General features: G+C 57.8%; 19 protein-coding genes. 5 read left to right on the top strand and 14 right to left on the bottom strand.

Going from position 1 to position 18960, the window contains the following annotated elements; all coding sequences use genetic code 11:
* Positions 1-1562 (top strand): polyphosphate kinase 1 (gene ppk1, locus ACFDSS_RS07370; protein WP_375255119.1); only part of this gene is annotated, 1562 nt, incomplete at its 5' end.
* Between the two features lie 37 nt (positions 1563-1599).
* Complete coding sequence (locus ACFDSS_RS07365; RefSeq protein ID WP_375255118.1) at positions 1600-3147, top strand: Ppx/GppA family phosphatase; 1548 nt, start codon at positions 1600-1602, stop codon at positions 3145-3147.
* Here the strand turns inward: ACFDSS_RS07365 and ACFDSS_RS07360 are convergent, their stop codons facing one another.
* From ACFDSS_RS07360 to scpA, 6 genes are all read right to left on the bottom strand, one after another.
* Positions 3148-3531, bottom strand: a complete 384-nt coding sequence (locus tag ACFDSS_RS07360) for an AAA+ family ATPase (protein ID WP_375255117.1) — start codon at positions 3529-3531, stop codon at positions 3148-3150.
* 36 nt (positions 3532-3567) lie between these two features.
* The gene (locus ACFDSS_RS07355) at positions 3568-4569 is read right to left on the bottom strand and encodes an endonuclease/exonuclease/phosphatase family protein (RefSeq protein WP_375255116.1); all 1002 of its coding nucleotides are present in this window, start codon (positions 4567-4569) and stop codon (positions 3568-3570) included.
* A complete protein-coding gene (locus ACFDSS_RS07350) occupies positions 4566-5246 on the bottom strand; it encodes a TerB family tellurite resistance protein (RefSeq protein ID WP_375255115.1) in 681 nt (226 codons plus the stop codon). The genes ACFDSS_RS07355 and ACFDSS_RS07350 overlap by 4 nt, the downstream gene beginning before the upstream one ends.
* 13 nt (positions 5247-5259) lie before the next feature.
* Positions 5260-5727: a GNAT family N-acetyltransferase gene (locus ACFDSS_RS07345; RefSeq protein WP_375255114.1), complete on the bottom strand. Its 468-nt coding sequence runs from the start codon at positions 5725-5727 to the stop codon at positions 5260-5262.
* The gene (locus ACFDSS_RS07340) at positions 5724-6014 is read right to left on the bottom strand and encodes a VOC family protein (protein WP_375255113.1); all 291 of its coding nucleotides are present in this window, start codon (positions 6012-6014) and stop codon (positions 5724-5726) included. The genes ACFDSS_RS07345 and ACFDSS_RS07340 overlap by 4 nt, the downstream gene beginning before the upstream one ends.
* A gap of 106 nt (positions 6015-6120) precedes the next feature.
* Entirely contained in the window at positions 6121-8247 is a 2127-nt protein-coding gene (gene scpA, locus ACFDSS_RS07335; protein ID WP_375255112.1) for a methylmalonyl-CoA mutase, read from the bottom strand.
* 101 nt (positions 8248-8348) lie between these two features.
* Here scpA and ACFDSS_RS07330 point away from each other — a divergent pair, with 101 nt between their 5' ends.
* A complete protein-coding gene (locus tag ACFDSS_RS07330) occupies positions 8349-8810 on the top strand; it encodes a DUF4174 domain-containing protein (protein WP_375255111.1) in 462 nt (153 codons plus the stop codon).
* A 3-nt stretch (positions 8811-8813) separates the two neighbouring features.
* Here the strand turns inward: ACFDSS_RS07330 and ACFDSS_RS07325 are convergent, their stop codons facing one another.
* The 5 genes from ACFDSS_RS07325 to ACFDSS_RS07305 form a co-directional block, all read right to left on the bottom strand.
* Positions 8814-9185: a hypothetical protein gene (locus ACFDSS_RS07325; RefSeq protein ID WP_375255110.1), complete on the bottom strand. Its 372-nt coding sequence runs from the start codon at positions 9183-9185 to the stop codon at positions 8814-8816.
* Positions 9186-11183 (bottom strand): acetyl-CoA carboxylase biotin carboxylase subunit, encoded by a 1998-nt coding sequence (locus tag ACFDSS_RS07320; RefSeq protein WP_375255109.1) that lies wholly within the window; start codon positions 11181-11183, stop codon positions 9186-9188.
* Between the two features lie 97 nt (positions 11184-11280).
* Positions 11281-11487, bottom strand: a complete 207-nt coding sequence (locus ACFDSS_RS07315) for a hypothetical protein (RefSeq protein ID WP_375255108.1) — start codon at positions 11485-11487, stop codon at positions 11281-11283.
* Between the two features lie 342 nt (positions 11488-11829).
* The gene (locus ACFDSS_RS07310) at positions 11830-12177 is read right to left on the bottom strand and encodes a hypothetical protein (protein WP_375255120.1); all 348 of its coding nucleotides are present in this window, start codon (positions 12175-12177) and stop codon (positions 11830-11832) included.
* Between the two features lie 42 nt (positions 12178-12219).
* Positions 12220-13749: an acyl-CoA carboxylase subunit beta gene (locus ACFDSS_RS07305; protein WP_375255107.1), complete on the bottom strand. Its 1530-nt coding sequence runs from the start codon at positions 13747-13749 to the stop codon at positions 12220-12222.
* Positions 13750-13936: 187 nt separating this feature from the next.
* Here ACFDSS_RS07305 and ACFDSS_RS07300 point away from each other — a divergent pair, with 187 nt between their 5' ends.
* Together ACFDSS_RS07300 and ACFDSS_RS07295 are read left to right on the top strand one after the other, a co-directional pair.
* Positions 13937-15148: a multidrug effflux MFS transporter gene (locus tag ACFDSS_RS07300; RefSeq protein ID WP_375255106.1), complete on the top strand. Its 1212-nt coding sequence runs from the start codon at positions 13937-13939 to the stop codon at positions 15146-15148.
* A 53-nt stretch (positions 15149-15201) separates the two neighbouring features.
* Positions 15202-16602, top strand: a complete 1401-nt coding sequence (locus ACFDSS_RS07295; protein ID WP_375255105.1) for a short-chain fatty acyl-CoA regulator family protein — start codon at positions 15202-15204, stop codon at positions 16600-16602.
* Here the strand turns inward: ACFDSS_RS07295 and ACFDSS_RS07290 are convergent.
* The 3 genes from ACFDSS_RS07290 to ACFDSS_RS07280 all read right to left on the bottom strand — a co-directional run.
* Positions 16590-16838 (bottom strand): YdcH family protein, encoded by a 249-nt coding sequence (locus ACFDSS_RS07290; protein ID WP_375255104.1) that lies wholly within the window; start codon positions 16836-16838, stop codon positions 16590-16592. The two genes, ACFDSS_RS07295 and ACFDSS_RS07290, sit on opposite strands and share 13 nt — an antisense overlap.
* Before the next feature lie 82 nt (positions 16839-16920).
* Positions 16921-17568, bottom strand: a complete 648-nt coding sequence (locus tag ACFDSS_RS07285) for a thermonuclease family protein (RefSeq protein ID WP_375255103.1) — start codon at positions 17566-17568, stop codon at positions 16921-16923.
* A 77-nt stretch (positions 17569-17645) separates the two neighbouring features.
* A partial coding sequence (locus ACFDSS_RS07280; RefSeq protein WP_375255102.1) for a choline dehydrogenase occupies positions 17646-18960 on the bottom strand: 1315 nt, incomplete at its 5' end.

The following is an 18960-nucleotide window of genomic DNA, read 5'->3' as shown; positions in this document are numbered from 1 at the left end:
GGTTTGTGGCGCTTCCGACGGAATACGGACATCGGTTCCTGCCTCTTGAAGAATTGCTCTTGCTGCATATTGAGCAGCTTTTTCCGGGCTACCGGATCAAGGGCAACTGCGCCTTCAAAGTCCTGCGCGACAGTGATCTGGAACTGGAAGACGAAGCCGAAGATTTGGTGCGCGAGTTTGAAACAGCACTTAAACGGCGGCGGCGTGGAGAGGTTGTCCGCCTTAAAATCTCTGCCAACGCGCCCAACGCTCTGAAAACACTCATTATGTCGGAGCTCCATGTCACCGACGAAACTGTGGTTGAAGTCGATGGGCTGATCGGTATCGCGGATTTGGGTGAACTGGTACTGGATGAACGGCCCGACCTGCTCTGGCCCACATTCGCGCCGCGTGTACCGGAACGGGTACAGGACCACGATGGCGATATGTTCGCAGCGATCAGCCAAAAAGACATGCTGCTGCACCACCCCTATGAAACCTTCGACATGGTCGTGCGGTTCTTGACGCAAGCGGCGCGAGACCCCAACGTAGTGGCGATCAAGCAGACGCTCTACCGGACGTCCAAACGCTCCCCCATCGTGGAGGCGCTTTGTGAAGCCGCAGAAGATGGCAAGTCTGTCACCGCGTTGGTGGAACTGAAGGCACGCTTTGATGAAGCCGCCAACATCCGGCAATCGCGGCGACTGGAACGCGCGGGCGCGCATGTGGTTTATGGGTTCCTGAACTACAAAACCCACGCAAAGATCAGCACCGTGGTCCGGCGTGAGGGCGATAAACTGGTGACCTACACCCATTTCGGCACTGGCAATTACCACCCGATCACCGCGCGAATCTACACCGACCTGAGCCTGTTTACCTGCGACAAAAAACTGGGGCGTGACGCGACCAAAGTCTTCAATTACCTCTCCGGTTATGCGCAACCGGATGGGCTTGAGAACCTCAAAATCTCGCCTTTGAACCTCAAGGCAAGCCTGCTTGAGCAGATCGCGAATGAGGCGGAAAACGCAAAAGCGGGCAAACCGGCGGTGATCTGGTCCAAAATGAATTCGCTGATTGACAGCGATGTGATCGATGCACTTTATGCCGCCAGCAGCGCGGGCGTGAAGATCAGCCTTGTGGTGCGTGGCATCTGTGGCTTGCGGCCCGGCGTCGCAGGTCTGTCGGAAAATATCCGCGTGAAATCGATCGTTGGGCGGTTCTTGGAACACTCCCGCATTGTGTGTTTTGGCAACGGCCACGCTTTGCCCTCCAAGAAAGCGCGCGTCTACATCAGCTCCGCCGACTGGATGGGCCGGAACCTCAACCGGCGGGTCGAAACGCTTGTGGAGATCAAGAACGCGACCGTCAAAGCGCAAATCGTCAGCCAGATCATGGCCGCCAACATGGCCGATGTGGCGCAAAGCTGGGTCATGGCAGCCGACGGCAGTTTCACGCGCGGCACGGTCGAGGAAGGCAGTTTTGCCTTCAACTGCCACCGTTTCTTCATGGAAAACCCATCGCTTTCGGGGCGCGGATCGGCAGGGGCATCTGATGTCCCGCAGTTGACGCATGACGATGATTGATTGATACCTTTTCCCGGGGACGATGTCGGGGAACGTCATGACACAAACGCAAGACGCGGATGCCATCGATTGGGGCCCCTTTGGGCGCCCTTTGTTCGAAGATGCGGCAGCAAAGGGCCTGTCACGGGTCGGCGTCATTGATGTGGGTTCGAACTCGGTTCGGATGGTTGTGTTTGACGGGGCCGCGCGGTCGCCTGCGTATTTCTACAACGAAAAGATCATGTGCGCTTTGGGCGCAGGCCTGTCGCAAACTGGTCATTTGAACCCCGAAGGCCGCATGCGCGCTGTTTCCGCGATCCGGCGCTTTGCAGCATTGGCCGATGGCATGGGCATTCCGGCACTGACTGCCGTGGCAACCGCGGCAGTGCGCGAAGCATCCGATGGCATGGAATTCCGCGACGATGTGTTACGTGAAACCGGCATCAAGCTCTGGGTCATTGACGGCAAGGAAGAGGCGCGTCTCTCCGCGCAGGGTGTGCTTTTGGGATGGCCGGGCAGCTACGGGCTTGTCTGCGACATCGGCGGCTCCTCGATGGAGTTGGCAGATCTGGCGGAGGGCCGCGTCGGGCGACGAGTGACATCAGCATTGGGGCCGCTGAAGCTGCGCGAAATCAAGGGCGGGCGCAAAGCGGTCAAAGCCTATGTGCGTGAAACCATGGCGCAGCTACACGATGAGATGGGCAATGAAACCGGGATGCGCCTGTTTCTGGTGGGTGGCTCATGGCGCGCCATCGCCCGCGTCGATATGGAGCGCCGCAATTATCCGCTGACCGTCCTGCATGAATACCGCATGTCGTCGCGCCAAATCAGCAAGACCGCCGAATACATCCGCAAGAGCGACCTGCAAGAATTGCGGGTGCGTTGCAACATCTCTGACAGCCGGATGTCACTGGTACCATTGGCGGCGATCGTTCTCAAAGAGCTGATGCGGACGTTCAAACCCAAAGACGTCGCGATTTCATCCTACGGCATCCGCGAAGGGATGCTTTATGAACAAATGCCCCGCGAATTGCGCGAGCGTGATCCCTTGATTGAGGCCTGCCGCTTTGTCGAAGCAAAAGACGCGCGCCTGCCGGGGTTCGGCCGCATCCTCTATGAGTTTGTCAAACCCTTGTTCCCGCGTGCGAATTGGCAGCGAAAGCGGATCATCAAGGCCGCCTGCTTGCTGCATGACGTCAGTTGGCGCGCCCACCCCGACTATCGCGGGGAGGTGACCTTTGACAACGCAACGCGCGCCAATCTGGGTGGTTTGAAACACTATGAACGCGTCCTTTTGGGGCTTGCGCTGATGAACCGCTACACCAGCAAAACCGCCAATTCACGCTTTGAGCCGCTCTTTGCATTGCTTGATGACACGCAGATCAAAGAGGCCGAAATTCTGGGACGGGCGATGCGTTTGGGCGCAATGCTATGGCTCACCGCGGATGCGGAACCGGGCACATTGAAATGGAAGCCCAAGACGGGCGAACTGATGCTCCGCCTGACCAGACAGGCGCGCCCGCTGTTCGGTGAAGTGGCAGAGGCACGATTTGCCGCCCTCGCCAACGCGATGGGCGGCACTGGCACGGTGAAATTCACCAAGTGACTAGAGGTCGACCTCGCCGGTTTCGGGGTCAGGCTCTGGTGTCCACAAAGGTGCATCGGGCGATCTGCGGATGATGATGTCACCATTTGGCAAAAATTCCGGCGCTTCATAATTCCGGAAATCATCAACCTGATTAAGCAGATCAGCAAAAGCCGGTCCGACCGATTGCGCGAATTCAGCGAATGCCGGACCCATCTCCTCAAACCCGTCGCGCAGACCCTCTATCGCGGGCTCGATTTCTGTCATGAGACCGCGCATCAACATGCGTGCGCCCTCCTCCATCAGGGTCAAACCGTCGTCGGTTTCAGGCACTGTTTCGTCCTGCGCAAAGGCCGGCATGACCGCCAGCGCAAAAACAAGCGCATATGCAGCAATTTGTTTCATGCAGCCGATATAGGCACCCAAAGGCCCATTTTCAATTCACAGATCGATGTCCAAAACGACCGGAAAATGATCTGAGGCGTCCAAAAGTGCGGTGCGCAGCGCCACATCAGCATAGCAGGCAGGATGGTCAAACGGATGCCAGATCTGCCACTCTGGTTGCATTTCACGCAGTTGCGGGGACACCATGACATAGTCCAGAAGCGCTTGTAGAAAGGGTTGTCCCTTGCGCTTGAACCGGGCCGTTGTGGGCATCGCACCAATCTTGCGGCCAAGCGCCAAACGCGCGTGCGGATCAAACATCGGCAGCTCTTCGCCCTCACCCAGGACGATCTCGATCCCGGAGCGGCCGAACAGCTTTTCGTATTCATCCAGCCCCGGACCATCATTAAAATCGCCCATTACAATCAGATCATCGCCCGCCGCCAGATGTGCGCTGACGCGTCTGCGAAGCCAAATGCACTGGGCCAATTGCTTGCGCCTGTTCTGGATGGAAATGCGGGTCGCTTCGGCGGCGTCGCGGGCGCCATGCGGCGCCTTTGATTTCGCATGAACCCCGATCAGGCGCAGGTCTTCCCCTGACGCGGTGCGCAGCGCAACCTCAAGCGGCGGCTTGGACCAGCGGATGGGGTCAGGATGGGCGTCCGTGTCCACATCAAGCTGCAATGCGCGGTCAAAACGCGGTGCATCGGGCGCGCTTTGCGGATCATGTGCGGCGGATAGAACATCGGGATCATAAAGAAGTGCAATTTCTTGTTGGGTTTCATTGGTAAAGCCGGTGATCGCGGCACGTGCACGCAGATCAAAATGGGCGGCGAAATGCTCCAGCGCCGTGACAGAATTGCGGTGCGGGCTGGTGTCCGGGGCCTCGATAATCATCACGGCATCCGCGTTCAGAGCGCCAAAGACATGGCCAAGTCCGGCTATCTGTTGCGCCTTTGTAACATTCCATCGTGACGACCAGCTGCCATCGTTGATAAGCCGCCCATCGTCGTCAAACAGGCTGCTGAACCATTCGACATTGTAGGTCGCAAGCCTCATGCGGCACGGCCCTGAATGTCTTCCCAAGCCCGGTTGATCGCAACAAGGCGACGCTCCGCCAGTTTCACGGCCTCCTCCGGCACCCCGCGGGCCATCATCTGATCGGGGTGGGTTTCGCGCACCAATCGCCGCCAGGCGGCACGGATATCTTTCATCGGGGCATCAGGCTCAACACCTAGAACATCGAATGGGTCCCGCACTGCTTCATCCACGAATTGCGCGCGGATACTGCGAAAGCGGCGCTCGTCAAATCCAAATATCTGGGCCACATTATGCAGGAAATCATCTTCCTTTGGATGATAAACCCCATCTGCCACCGCGATATGAAACAGCCCTTCGAGCAGGTCGCACAAGGCTCTGTCGTCGGCATCATACATGGCCTTGATCCGGCGGGCATAAAGATCATACCCCGCAACATCCTGCCGCGCGAGGTTGAAGACACGGGCGGCGTTGGCCTCTTCATCGCGGGGGATCAGAAAGACTTCGCGAAAGGCGACGACCTCGTCCTTGGTCACCTGACCGTCGGCCTTCGCCATCTTGGCACCCAGTGCGATGACGGCAATCGTAAATCCCACCGTCCGGTCAGGCGACGTCCGGAGTTTTTCAAACACCTCCGACAAGCTTTCGCCACTGGCCAAAGCCGAGAGTGCTTCTGCGATGCGCGTCCAAATGGACATCAGACGGGGCCTTTCAAAGGGTTTTTTGCATCAATACCAGATCAATCCAACGCCCGAATTTGAACCCCACTTCGGGCAGCGTTGCAACCTCCGCGAACCCCATCCGCGCATGAAAACGCACAGCCTCCGCATTTTCCGCACTGCATCCGGCAAACATGGAGTGCTTGCCAGCGACTTTCGCCTGGGCACAAAGGGCGTCCATCAAAGCGCGCCCAGCGCCCCTGCCCTGCACATCTTCATGGAGCATGATCGTGTGCTCAACAGTGAAACGGTAGCCTTCACCGCCGCGAAAAGGGAAATAGCGCGCAAAGCCCAAGACACGCCTATTGTCTTCCCAAACAAGGCAGTCCTGCGCAATCAGCGATGCGACTTCTGCTTCGCTCTTTTCGACCGGATTAAAAGTGATCGTCGTGTTGCGAATGGCGTCATTCCAGATGACTGCAACGGCCGGAGCATCTTCAGAAATTGCGGCACGTATCATGTCAGTACCCGTAGGCCATGTGGCGTCTCGAACGTCGCTTCCATCGCAGGCGGACCTGTGAATTGATCCAGCCCAAACCAGCCACGACCTGCTTCAGGGACCGCGTCAGGGTCTTTCGCGATCACCTCCAGATAGACGCCATCGGCCAAGCCAAGAAGGGTGTTATGTGTGCCAAAGCGCCGATGCTTGCCACCAACTTGGAGCGGGACGCCAGGGCGGTCTTCGACCGACGCGGTTCCTTCTTCCAGAGATGTGCCAGCAACGGCAAGGTGGTCGAGGATAAGCATATTAGCCTCTCAATCGTCGGGCAGCGTCGTTCCGAGGGGTGGTGCGAAGCGCCGCCCCGTTGGGGCGGAACGGCGCTGCCCGACCTAACGGCCGGGCGAAAGTTCCTTAACCACGTGCTTGCCGGATCAGCCCCAGAATATCCTGTGCGGCCTTTGGGATATTCGTCCCCGGTCCAAAGATCGCCTTCACGCCGCTATCATACAAGAACTGATAGTCCTGCTGGGGAATAACACCGCCACAGATGACGATGATATCACCGGCCCCTGCCTCTTTGAGCGCGGCCACAAGTTTGGGCGCCAGCGTCTTGTGCCCCGCCGCCTGAGAGCTGATCCCGATCACATGCACGTCGTTATCAATCGCATCCTGCGCAGCCTCTGCGGGCGTCTGGAACAAGGGGCCCACATCCACGTCAAAACCAATATCGGCAAAGGCTGTCGCAATCACCTTGGCACCACGATCATGTCCGTCCTGGCCCATTTTCACGACCAACATACGCGGGCGGCGGCCCTCGTCTGCGGCAAATGCCTCAACGCTTTCCTGAATGGCGGCAAAGCCCTCATCGCCTTCATAGGCCGCCCCATAAACCCCCGCGAGCGTCTTTACCTCGGCGCGGTGGCGCCCGAATGCTTTTTCCATGGCCATGCTGATCTCTCCGACTGTGGCGCGGGCGCGGGATGCTTCAACCGCGGCCTCTAACAGGTTGCCGCCTTCATTGGCGCGGCGGGTCAATTCCTTCAATGCGGCCTCACAGGCGGCGCCATCACGGGCCGCTTTCGTGGCATCAATCCGGGCGATCTGGGACAGGCGCACCGCATCATTGTCTATATCGAGAATATCAATCGGGTCTTCATTGTCCTTGCGGTACTTATTGACGCCCACGACAACTTCAGTCCCGCGATCAATGCCCGCCTGTCGCTTGGCGGCAGTTTCCTCAATCCGCAGCTTCGGCATGCCAGAGGCCACAGCCTTCGTCATGCCGCCCATCTCTTCAACCTCCTCGATCAAGGCCCATGCAGCCTCTGCCAGTTCATGGGTCAGGTTTTCGACGTAGTATGAACCAGCGAGCGGATCGACCACATGCGTCACACCCGTTTCTTCCTGTAAGATCAACTGCGTGTTGCGCGCAATCCGGGCGCTGAATTCGGTGGGCAAGGCGATTGCTTCGTCCAACGCGTTCGTATGGAGCGACTGCGTGCCGCCCAAAACCGCGCTCATCGCCTCATAGGCGGTGCGGATCACGTTGTTATAGGGATCCTGTTCCTGCAACGACACGCCAGATGTCTGGCAATGGGTGCGCAGCATGGATGACTTGGGGTTCTTGGGTTCAAATTCTGCCATGATGCGCGACCAAAGCAAGCGGGCGGCGCGCAGTTTCGCAGCTTCCATGAAGAAGTTCATACCAATAGCAAAGAAGAAACTGAGCCGTCCGGCAAACTGATCTACGTCCATGCCGCGCGCAATCGCCGTACGGACATATTCGCGCCCGTCAGCCAGTGTATAGGCCAGTTCCTGCACCAAATTCGCGCCCGCTTCCTGCATGTGATAGCCCGAGATTGAAATCGAGTTGAATTTCGGCATCTCATCGGTCGTGTACTCGATGATATCGGCAATAATGCGCATCGACGGCTCTGGCGGGTAGACATAGGTATTGCGCACCATGAATTCCTTCAGAATGTCATTCTGAATGGTGCCAGACAGGACATTGCGGGGATGTCCCTGCTCTTCGCCTGCAACGATGAAATTCGCCAGAATTGGGATCACGGCGCCATTCATCGTCATAGACACGCTGACTTTATCGAGCGGAATGCCGTCAAAGAGGATTTTCATATCTTCAACGCTGTCGATGGCCACACCAGCCTTGCCAACGTCGCCTTCCACACGCGGGTGGTCACTGTCATAGCCACGGTGGGTGGCCAGATCGAAGGCCACGGAAACACCCTGCTGCCCTGCGGCCAGTGCCTTGCGATAAAATGCGTTGGATTCCTCGGCTGTCGAAAACCCTGCATATTGGCGGATCGTCCAGGGGCGGCCAGCGTACATCGTGGCTTTGACACCGCGCGTAAAAGGCGCCTGCCCGGGAATGCCGCCCATATGCGGCAATGCGTCCGTGTCGTCCGCTGTATAAAGCGGCTGGACCTCGATGCCTTCCAATGTATCCCATGTCAGCGCCTCCAAGGGCTTGCCACGTAACTCTTTTTTGGCAATTTCTTCCCAGGTTTTCCTATCAGACATATGGTCCTCCTAAGGGTAATTCGGGGGTAAACACGGATTTGTTTGCACTCATTTTCACTTGCCCCTTAGCTTTTGGCGCGCGCGCCTCTATATCGGGATTTATGAAGTTACTCTTGAACATCGCAGTGGCCGCATCGCTTGCCGTTCCGGCTGCGGCAGAAGAACCAACCGTCTTTGAACGGTGGACCGAAGATCCGACACAGGTCTTCGATGGTGCGGAGATTGCGCTGGATGAACTCACTTGGGTTCTGAGGCCTTTGGTCATATTCGCGGACACGCCGGAAGATCCGCGTTTCAAGCAACAGATGGATTTGCTTCTGGCAGAGATGGACCAATTGGCCGAACGCGATGTCATTGTCATCACGGATACAGATCGGACGGCAATGACCGATCTGCGCACAGAATTGCGCCCGCGCGGATATATGTTGACGCTGGTTGGCAAAGACGGGCGCGTCGCCCTGCGCAAGCCGTCCCCATGGAGCGTCCGTGAGCTGTCACGGTCAATCGACAAGATGCCGCTGCGCCAGCAAGAGATCTCGGATCGACGGCTGGCGGGCGAATAAAGCTCAGGCATTGGACACGCGCTTGGTCATCAGGCGCCCTCCGACAAACAGTATTGTGACCAACAAAAGCGCCGCCTGCGGATCCTCCAGGATATCGGCAACGATGAGACCAAAGGAGACAGCGGTGGTTACTGCGACGAAAGCAATACCGCAGGCCCAGCCAGAAACACTGAAGCGCGTCTTCGTAAACGCAAAATAGGTGAGGCCAAACGTCACCAGCCCAACGACAACGGGTGCGACAACGGCCATCAGGACAAAGCCTGCGATGCCATAGCCAGCGCCCGTTATCACCTGATAGAAGGCTGCAAAATAGCTCAGCAGCGCTGCGCCAACAGCACATGCGAACGCACCGCCATATGCCAGCCAGCCCTTCACCTATTCAAATTCCATGATGACATCATCCACTGCAAGGCTGGCGCCCGCATCAGCGTTGACCTTTTTCACCACGCCCTTCTTTTCAGCCCGCAGGATGTTTTCCATTTTCATCGCTTCGACCGTGCAAAGCGCCTGACCTTCCTGCACCTCATCGCCTTCGGCCACATCGACCTTGACGATCAGACCCGGCATCGGGCAAAGCAGGTATTTCGACGTATCAGGCGCCACCTTTTCGGGCATCAGCGCGGCCAGTTCAGCCTGACGCGGGGTGCGCACATGCACCTTCAGATCCGCCCCGCGATACCGTACCCGGAATCCGCCCGAAATCTTGCCGATCTTCAGCACAAGCGGCGTCCCATCAACGCGCAACCGCGCCAATGGATCGCCGGGCGTCCAATTGCTTTCAACCCGCATGGTTTGCGCGCCGATAGTCACATCAGCGCCGGACTTGTCGGCACCAATGACGACGTCATGGGCCTGACCCTGCAACCTGACGACCCAATCACTGCCGACATGACGTTCATGGTTATCCATCCGGCCTGATATGCGGGTGCGGCGAATTTCAGCGACACGGTGCATGGCCGCAGATGCCGCTGCTACGCGGACACAATCCGCTTCGGGCAGGGTCACACCATCAAACCCGTCGGGGTATTCTTCTTCAATAAAGGCGGTCGTCATATTGCCGCTGGTGAATTTGGGGTGGTCATAAACGGCGGCAAGAAAAGGCAGGTTGTGCCCGATCCCTTCCAGCTCAAACCCGTCCAGCGCCAGCCGCATCTCTTCAATCGCAGTTGCGCGGTCGGGTGCCCAAGTGCAGAGCTTCGCGATCATCGGGTCGTAATACATGCTGATCTCGCCACCCTCATAGACGCCGGTGTCATTGCGCACGGCACGTGTTGGCGTCGCCTCTTCCAAGGGCGGGCGATAGCGGGTCAGACGGCCAATCGACGGTAGAAACCCGCGGTATGGGTCTTCGGCATAAAGACGGCTTTCCATGGCCCAGCCGTTGATCTTCAGATCGGACTGCCGGAAGGGCAGTTTTTCGCCAGCGGCGACGCGGATCATCTGCTCTACCAGATCAACGCCGGTAATCAGTTCTGTCACAGGGTGTTCCACCTGCAAGCGGGTGTTCATTTCAAGGAAATAGAAGTTGCGGTCGCCATCGACGATAAATTCAACCGTGCCGGCACTGGTATAGCCCACCGCCTGCGCCAATGCGACGGACTGCTCGCCCATCGCCTTGCGGGTCTTTTCGTCAAGAAACGGGCTTGGGGCCTCTTCAATGACCTTTTGGTTGCGGCGCTGGATCGAGCATTCGCGCTCATGCAGATAAACCGCATTGCCATGACCATCACAAAGCACCTGAATTTCGATGTGGCGCGGCTGGGTGACGAATTTTTCGATAAAGATGCGGTCATCACCAAAGCTGTTGGCGGCTTCGTTCTTGGACGACTGAAACCCTTCACGCGCCTCTGCATCATTCCACGCGATGCGCATCCCCTTGCCACCGCCGCCGGCAGAGGCCTTAATCATCACCGGATAGCCAACCTGATTGGATATCTTGACGGCATCTTCAGCATCCTCGATCAGCCCCATGTAGCCCGGCACGGTAGAGACATCAGCCTCCTGCGCGATCTTCTTTGAGGTAATCTTGTCACCCATCGCCTCAATCGCGCCCTTGGGGGGGCCGATAAAGGCAACGCCTGCGGCTTCAAGGGCATCTGCGAATTTGGGGTTCTCTGACAGGAAACCATACCCGGGATGCACCGCCTCTGCGCCGGTCTGCTTTATGGCGTCCATGACCTTGTCGATCACAATGTAGGACTGGTTGGCCGGGGGCGGGCCGATATGCACAACCTCATCCGCCATTTTCACATGCAGGGCGTTACGATCCGCGTCGGAATAAATCGCGACCGTCTTGATACCCATCCTGCGGGCGGTCTTGATGACACGGCAGGCTATTTCACCACGGTTGGCAATCAGGATTTTCTTGAACATGATCTTACGTCCCTAAATTGAAAAAGCCGCCAGCGGGGGCAGACCCCGTTGGCGGCTTCCAGAAGTGAGGCGCCCGGATAGGGCGCGATTGTCTAGTCTATTGGCAAGCAGAGACGCCCGCGTCGTCGCACAGCACGCCAGCAGCGGCGCCGACAACCATCGAACCGGTGCGATCCGTGCCAAGCAATTCAGCGGCAACAAGCCCTGCACCCGCGCCGACAACGCCGCGCTCCACGTCGTTTTCAAGGCAACCTGCCAAACCGAATGCTGCCACTGTTGAAAGGATGATTGATGTCTTTTGCATAATCTTGAACCCATTGTTGTTTTTTCATGCGCATCACCCGTGATGCGACGCGTATCGATATCATGCGCGGCTTTGCCCCGATATCCAATAGCAGAGTTTGACTTGCCATTTGGCAAGCACGAATCCCAAGCCGACCTGCTTGGTGAGTAAGCAGGTCGGGGATGGGAAGGGTATCGGTGCAGAAAACGAGTAATACTACATATGCTAGAAAGCATTACCTTGGATAGGACTTTGGCGTAACCATGCCGAACTGCAAAGGGTTTGCGTTCTGCTGCCACTATTTCGGCGGGTTTTCGCCTAAAATGGGAAACCGGGGCATTCCGGGCTGGGGCATAGGCCATCCTAGAGCCCTTCCAAATCAGGAAAGGACTGCCGCATCACGGCGGCATCAATCCGAAGCATGGCTTCATAACTGGCGGGATCAAAGGGATCTTCGGCAGCTACAACCTCACGTCCAAAAAGCCAGCTTAGTCGTCCGGCATCCAGATTGCCGCGCACAAAAGGCTCCTCTCCGAAGTGATCCCAGAGCGCCTGCATGAAACCCGCATCCGCGCGCTTATCGGCGGGGCGGCGATCAGGATAGCGGATCTTTTCGACCAGTCTGGTGGCCCCATCCTTGTTGGCACGCCGCAGGACGAACTGAAAATCAGTCCCCGGCAGGCGCCCGGGAAAGCCCCGGTGTTTGTCCATATACGGCAGATTGGCCATCGGCTGGTACTTCCAAACTTGCGGTTAAAGCGGAATATTGTCGTGTTTTTTCCACGGCACATGCGTCTTTTTGGTGCGCAAGGACGCGAAGGCGCGGCAGACCCGCTTGCGCGTGGATTGCGGCATGATGACCTCATCGATGACGCCTTTTTCGGCGGCAACGAACGGGTTGGCAAAGCGGTCTTCGTAATCCTTGGTGTGCTGCGCGATCTTATCGGCATCAACTAGATCAGCGCGGTGAATAATCTCCGTCGCACCTTTGGCACCCATCACAGCAATCTCTGAGGTGGGCCACGCATAGTTGAAATCACCCTGCAAATGCTTGGAAGCCATCACAACATAGGCACCCCCATAGGCTTTGCGCGTAATCACGGTGACTTTGGGCACGGTCGCCTCACCGTAGGCAAAAAGCAGCTTGGCCCCATGTTTAATCACACCGCCATATTCCTGCGACGTCCCCGGCAGGAAGCCGGGCACATCGACCAAGGACAGGATCGGGATTTCGAACGCATCGCAAAAGCGCACAAAACGCGCAGCCTTGCGAGAGCTGTCAATATCCAGACAGCCCGCAAGCACCATCGGCTGGTTGGCCACGACACCGACTGTTGCCCCTTCAAGACGGATAAATCCGGTCAGAATGTTCTTGGCAAAGGCTTCTTGAATCTCGTAAAAATCGCCTTCATCGGCCAGCTTGGCGATCAGCTCCTTCATGTCATAAGGCGTGTTCGGATGATCCGGCACAAGCGTATCGAGGCTTTCGTCAAGGCGGTTCACATCATCAAAGAAAGGGCGCACCGGCGCTTTTTGCTGGTTGTTGAGCGGCAGGAAATCCACAAGACGGCGCACCTCTGCCAAGGCCTCGACATCGTTGTCAAACGCGGCGTCCGCAACGGAGGATTTCTTGGTGTGGGTCGATGCACCGCCCAACTCCTCGGCAGTAACCTGTTCGTTAGTCACCGTTTTCACGACGTCTGGACCGGTCACGAACATGTAAGAGCTGTCTTTGACCATAAAGATAAAATCGGTCATGGCAGGCGAATAGACCGCTCCACCGGCACATGGCCCCATAATCAGGCTGATCTGTGGCACGACGCCGGAAGCGGTGATGTTGCGTTGAAAGACTTCGCCGTAGGCCGCAAGGCTGGCGACACCTTCCTGAATACGCGCGCCACCGGAATCGTTGATGCCGATGATCGGCGCGCCGTTTTGAACTGCCATATCCATGATCTTGCAAATCTTCTGACCGTGCGTCTCGGAGACCGAACCGCCCATGACCGTGAAGTCCTGACTGAAGACGTAGACCAGACGACCGTTGATCGTGCCCCATCCCGTAACAACTCCGTCACCCGCAGGGCGCTCCTTTTCCATGCCGAAATCGGTGCAGCGGTGCGCGACGAACATATCGAACTCCTCAAATGAGCCGTCATCCAAGAGCAATTCAACACGCTCGCGCGCGGTCAGCTTGCCTTTGCTGTGCTGCGCCGCGATGCGCTTTTCACCACCGCCCATACGGGCCGCTGCGCGCCGTGTTTCAAGTTCTTGCAATACGTCCATGGAATGACACCTCCGCCAATTGTTCCGCCCTGTGTAGCGTTGGAAACCCCCTGACAGAAGAGGGAATGCGAATATTTGCAAAGTACTAGATTTGCAGTTGTATCATTTTGCAAATTAGCAAACTACACCCACAATTGCCGCGACAACAAAGATAGACAAGGCGGCCCAAGCTGCCTACACCAAATCCATGACAACGCTTCCCCAGATCCGGTTTCTGGATCGGACCACGCCTCCGCATATCATGACTTTGGTTTTCATCACCGGCATGTCGGCGTTGAGCATGTCAATCTTCCTGCCGTCGCTGAGCGCGATGACGGCCTATTTCGAAACCGACTATGCAATCATGCAGATCGCCCTGTCAGGCTATCTGGCTGCAACTGCCGTTTTACAGGTGTTCATTGGCCCAATTTCGGATCGCTTCGGGCGGCGGGCCCTTGTGATTGGATCGTTGTCACTGTTTGTCCTTGCATCAATCGGCGCGGCTTTCGCTACATCGGTGGAAGTATTCCTGCTGTTCCGCATCCTGCAAGCGGCCGTCGCCACAACTATTGCGCTGGGGCGCGCGATTGTGCGCGACATCGTCCCGCAAAATCAGGCGGCGTCGATGATTGGATATGTGACCATGGGCATGGCGCTGGTACCGATGATCGGGCCGATGATTGGCGGCGGGCTTGAACAGATCTTTGGCTGGCAAGCGACGTTTGCATTTCTCGCGCTTGCAGGACTGGCGACATTGACATTGGCCTTCTTTGATCTTGGCGAAACCGTCAAGGGGCAAGGCACCAGCTTTCGGGACCAATTCCGCACCTATCCGGAATTGTTTCGCTCGCCGCGTTTCTGGGGCTATGTCTCCTGTGCGGCATTCGGGTCGGGCGCATTTTTTGCCCTACTCGGAGGCACCTCCTTTGTTGCTGCTGAAATCTTTGGCCTTTCCCCACTGTGGAGTGGCATCGCATTGGGCGCACCTGCCGTCGGATATGCGATGGGCAACTACATATCAGGTCGTTTTTCGGTTCGTGCCGGCATCAACCGCATGGCGATCATCGGCACTTTGGTGGCAATTTTCGGCCTCGGCCTTTCGGCAATCCTGACCCTTGTGGGGGTCAATCATCCGCTCAGTTTCTTTGGCTTCTGCGTCTTTTTGGGGCTGGGCAACGGGATCACGTTGCCCAGTGTCATCGCGGGCTCAATTTCGGTACGCCCCCATCTTGCTGGCACAGCAAGCGGATTGGGCGGCGCGATCATGATCGGTGGCGGTGCTGTTCTGTCGCAATTCGCAGGGAGCGTGCTGACAATCGAGACCGGCACAATGCCTTTGCAATTGATTATGCTGGGTGTCTCCGTCCTTGCGCTTGTGTCGGTTCTGTTTGTTGTCTGGCGGGAAAAGCGGATCGCTTGACGACCGTGGTTTGCAGAAGCTAATTTTAAACAGCAAATCTGCAAAGGTATTCGATGGCCGTTCAAAAACTCTATGCTGGGGCAAAGCTGCGTGAATTGCGCGGGCGCTTGTCACTGACCCAAAAGGCATTTGCCGAAAAACTTGGGGTTTCATTGCCCTATCTCAACCAAATGGAGAATAACAACAGACCCGTTTCAACGGCAGGTGTTCTGGGGCTGGCGCAGGAATTTGGCTTTGACGTCACAGAGCTGCAATCGGGCGATGAAGCGCGTCTGGTGGGGGATATGCGCGAGGCGCTGGCCGATCCCGTCTTTACCGGCCCTGCCCCTGCCTTGGCCGATATGCGGCTCGCCGCATCAAACGCCCCTGCCCTTGCACGTGCTTTTCTTGATCTGCACGCCGCCTATCGCCAAACCCATGAGCGGCTGGCGTCACTTGATGAAGCCTTGGGCCGTGAGGACGCCCGCCTGCAACCCAGCCCCTGGGAAGAGGTCCGCGACTTCTTTCATTACTGTGACAACTACATTGATGCCGTAGACCGCAGCGCAGAGCGTTTTGCCGACCGCAAGAACCCCGATGAAACCGTGGCCGCTGCTGCAATCCGCACGTTGAAATCGCATGGAATCACCGTGACACTGGCAGAAGCCGCAGATGTGCGGCGCTATGATCCTGCCAGCAGGGCATTATCAATTTCGCGCTATGCGAGCGAAGCAACGCAGAGCTTCCAATTGCTGCTGCAGTTGGCGTTGGTCACCCAAGGGCCGCTGCTGGAGGCCACATTGGACCTCGCGCGGTTTCAATCGGATGAGGCACGCAGCATCGCCAAGGTTGGATTGGCCAACTACTTCGCAGGGGCCGCGCTGATGCCGTATCAGGCCTTCCTGTCAGCGGCGGAGGCGACACGCCATGATCTTGAAGTGCTCGCCAAGCGCTTTGGCGCGTCACTGGAACAGGTAGCGCATCGGCTCTCGACTTTGCAGCGTCCGGGGGCAAAGGGCATTCCGTTTTTCTTTGTCCGCGTCGATCAGGCCGGGACAATTACCAAGCGGCATTCTGCCACGACGCTGCAATTTGCGCGCTACGGCGGGGCCTGCCCGTTGTGGAATGTCCATCAGGCCTTTGAACTGCCCGGACAATTCCTGCGCCAACTTGCCGAAACACCAGATGGGGCACGGTATTTTTGCCTCGCCCGCGACGTGAGCAAATCCGGCGGCGCCTATAACGCGCCCACCCGCCGCTATGCGATCGGGTTGGGCTGCGAAGTCAAACACGCACCCGCGCTCGTGTACGCCGACCACTTGGATATCAGCGCGGCGGAAGCCTATGCCCCGATCGGAATATCATGCCGCATTTGCGAACGGCGTAATTGCCACCAGCGCTCTGTTCCGCCGTTGGAGCGGCAGTTGCGCGTGGACCCAGATCGCCGCGGATTGTTACCCTATCAACTGGATTGAGCCCTGTTCAGTATCGCGCTGATCTGGTCTTTCAGGGCCAGACGCTCCTTGCGCATCTGCGCCATATGCAGATCGTCCGTTGGCTCCAGATCGGTTTCGGCACGGTGGATCGCACTGTTCAGCACGTGATAGTCCTCCGAGAGCTTTTCAAAATGTGCGTCGGTCTCTTTGAGTCGAAGCATTGTATCGGCATGTTCGGGAAATTCTTCGGGGAGTTGGTGTGGCGTATGAGCCATGAGCGGATCCTTTGATGAAGCTCTTTTGAAAAGCGTATCAGCGACCAGAATGCTCTTCATTGATCGGGATCAATATTCCCGATTATCGGCGCGCGGCGCGCCAGCCTGCGGCCTCGGCCTCAGAGCGGGAGCAAAACCAGCGCTCGCCGTCGGCTTCGTTGATGCGCGTGCGCGCGTAGTTTTCTTGTCCCGGCGTATGATAGATCCGCCCGTTGCCAGAAATATTGCCTTTAATCAGGCAAGTCTGTCCCGCAGGTGGCAGTGGTACCGCGCGCTGGGCTGCGCGGTATTCGGATGGCAATTGTATCTGCACCGCCCATAATCCGCGCTCTTGCACCGCGGCCGCTTTTTCGTCCAGATCATAAAGGTCGGAATATCGCCGGAACGCCCAAGCGAGACCCGATTGCACGATCATCTGCCCGATATCCTGCCCGTCAACGAAACACTGCGCCACCACCCGACCATAGCGGTCGACATCCTGAGCCGTGCAGTTTGCGTATTCCCCTTCATAGCGATTGCGCACCGCGTCACGGGTCCACGCCCCGCAGTCCCATTCACGCCCCTTTGCCGCACAGGGCTGGCCCATCTCTGGCGCGTCAATGCCAAAGAGCCGCACGCGGGTGCCGCCTACGTCAATCGTGTCCGCATCAATCACCCGGATGGTGCCATCCGGCGCAGACCAGACGGGCGTGGCAAGCAAGGCCATGAGAATGAAGATCGCGCGCAGCATGTCGCTCTCACCTAGAGAGTGGCATGTCACCTCAGCAAGTGATTTCGTTAATAAAAGTTAAGAAAGTGTTAATCCGACTATCGCTGCGCTGTTTCCCAGTCGGGATCTATCCACGGAGCGTCATTTGAAGGGGCCAGTGGATTGCGTTGCAGAATGTGGTCTGCCGCTTTCTCTCCGACCATGAGGGACGGTCCGTTGGTGTTGCCGTTGGTCACGCGCGGGAAGATGGAGCTATCGGCAACGCGCAGGCCCGCCACCCCGATGACGCGCGTTTCGGGGTCGACAACGGCCATGGGATCGTCTGGCGCACCCATCTTGCAGGTGCCACAGGGGTGATAGGCGCTTTCGGCATGTTCGCGGATAAACGCATCCAGGTCTTCATCGCTTTGGGCCGCATCGCCGGGGGCGATTTCGTGGCCACGGTAGGCATCAAAGGCGGGTTGCGCGAATATCTCACGCGTCAGACGGATGCATTTGCGAAAGTCGATCCAGTCGTCGGGATCGGACATGTAGTTGAATTCGATTTTCGGGTGATCGGCCGGATCAGCGGAGCGGAGCGTGACCTGCCCGCGCGATTTCGATCGCATCGGCCCCACATGCGCCTGAAAACCGTGCCCTTCTGGCGCGACCTTGCCGTCATAGCTGACCGCGATGGGTAGGAAGTGGAATTGGATATCAGGGTATTTCACGCCCGCCTTTGAGCGGATGAAGCCCGCACTCTCAAACTGGTTTGAGCTGCCAAGGCCGGTTTTCCACAGCAGCCACTCAAGACCTATCCTGGCTTTGCCGCGCAGGTTCCAATGGGCGAAGAGCGACACCGGCTTTGTCGCCGCCTGCTGGATGTAGAGCTCAAGGTGGTCTTGCAGGTTTTGGCCGACGCCGGGGCGATCTGCCACGACTTCAATCCCGTGGTCCCTGAGATGTGCGGCAGGGCCGATGCCGGAGAGCAGCAGAAGCTTGGGTGAGTTCAGCGAGGACGCCGCGACGATCACCTCTTTGTTGGCCTTGATGACTTCGATTTTGCTGCCACGGCTGACCTCCACACCGACGGCGCGCCCATCTTCCATGACGATCCGCCGCGCGAGCGCGCGTGTGATGGTGCAGTTGGGCCGCTTGAGTGCCGGACGTAAGTAGGCCGTCGCAGCGGACCAGCGTTTGCCCTTGTAGATTGTCGCATCAAAGGGGCCGAAGCCTTCTTGTTGTGCGCCGTTATAGTCGCCCGTCACGCGGTAGCCTGCCTGCGCGCCGGCTTCGACAAAAGCGCGTGTCAGCGGGTTTTTGCGCGGGCCGCGTGTCACATGCAGGGGGCCGTCCTTTCCGCGCCACGCCGCGTCACCGCCGTGGCCGCCGTCATGCCAAGTTTCCATGCGCTTGAAGTAGGGAAGGACATCC

The organism is Yoonia sp., from assembly GCF_042093035.1.
Classification (GTDB): domain Bacteria; phylum Pseudomonadota; class Alphaproteobacteria; order Rhodobacterales; family Rhodobacteraceae; genus Yoonia.
The sequence above is the reverse complement of the archived record's forward strand: the minus strand, read 5'-3'. Positions and strand labels throughout refer to the sequence as shown.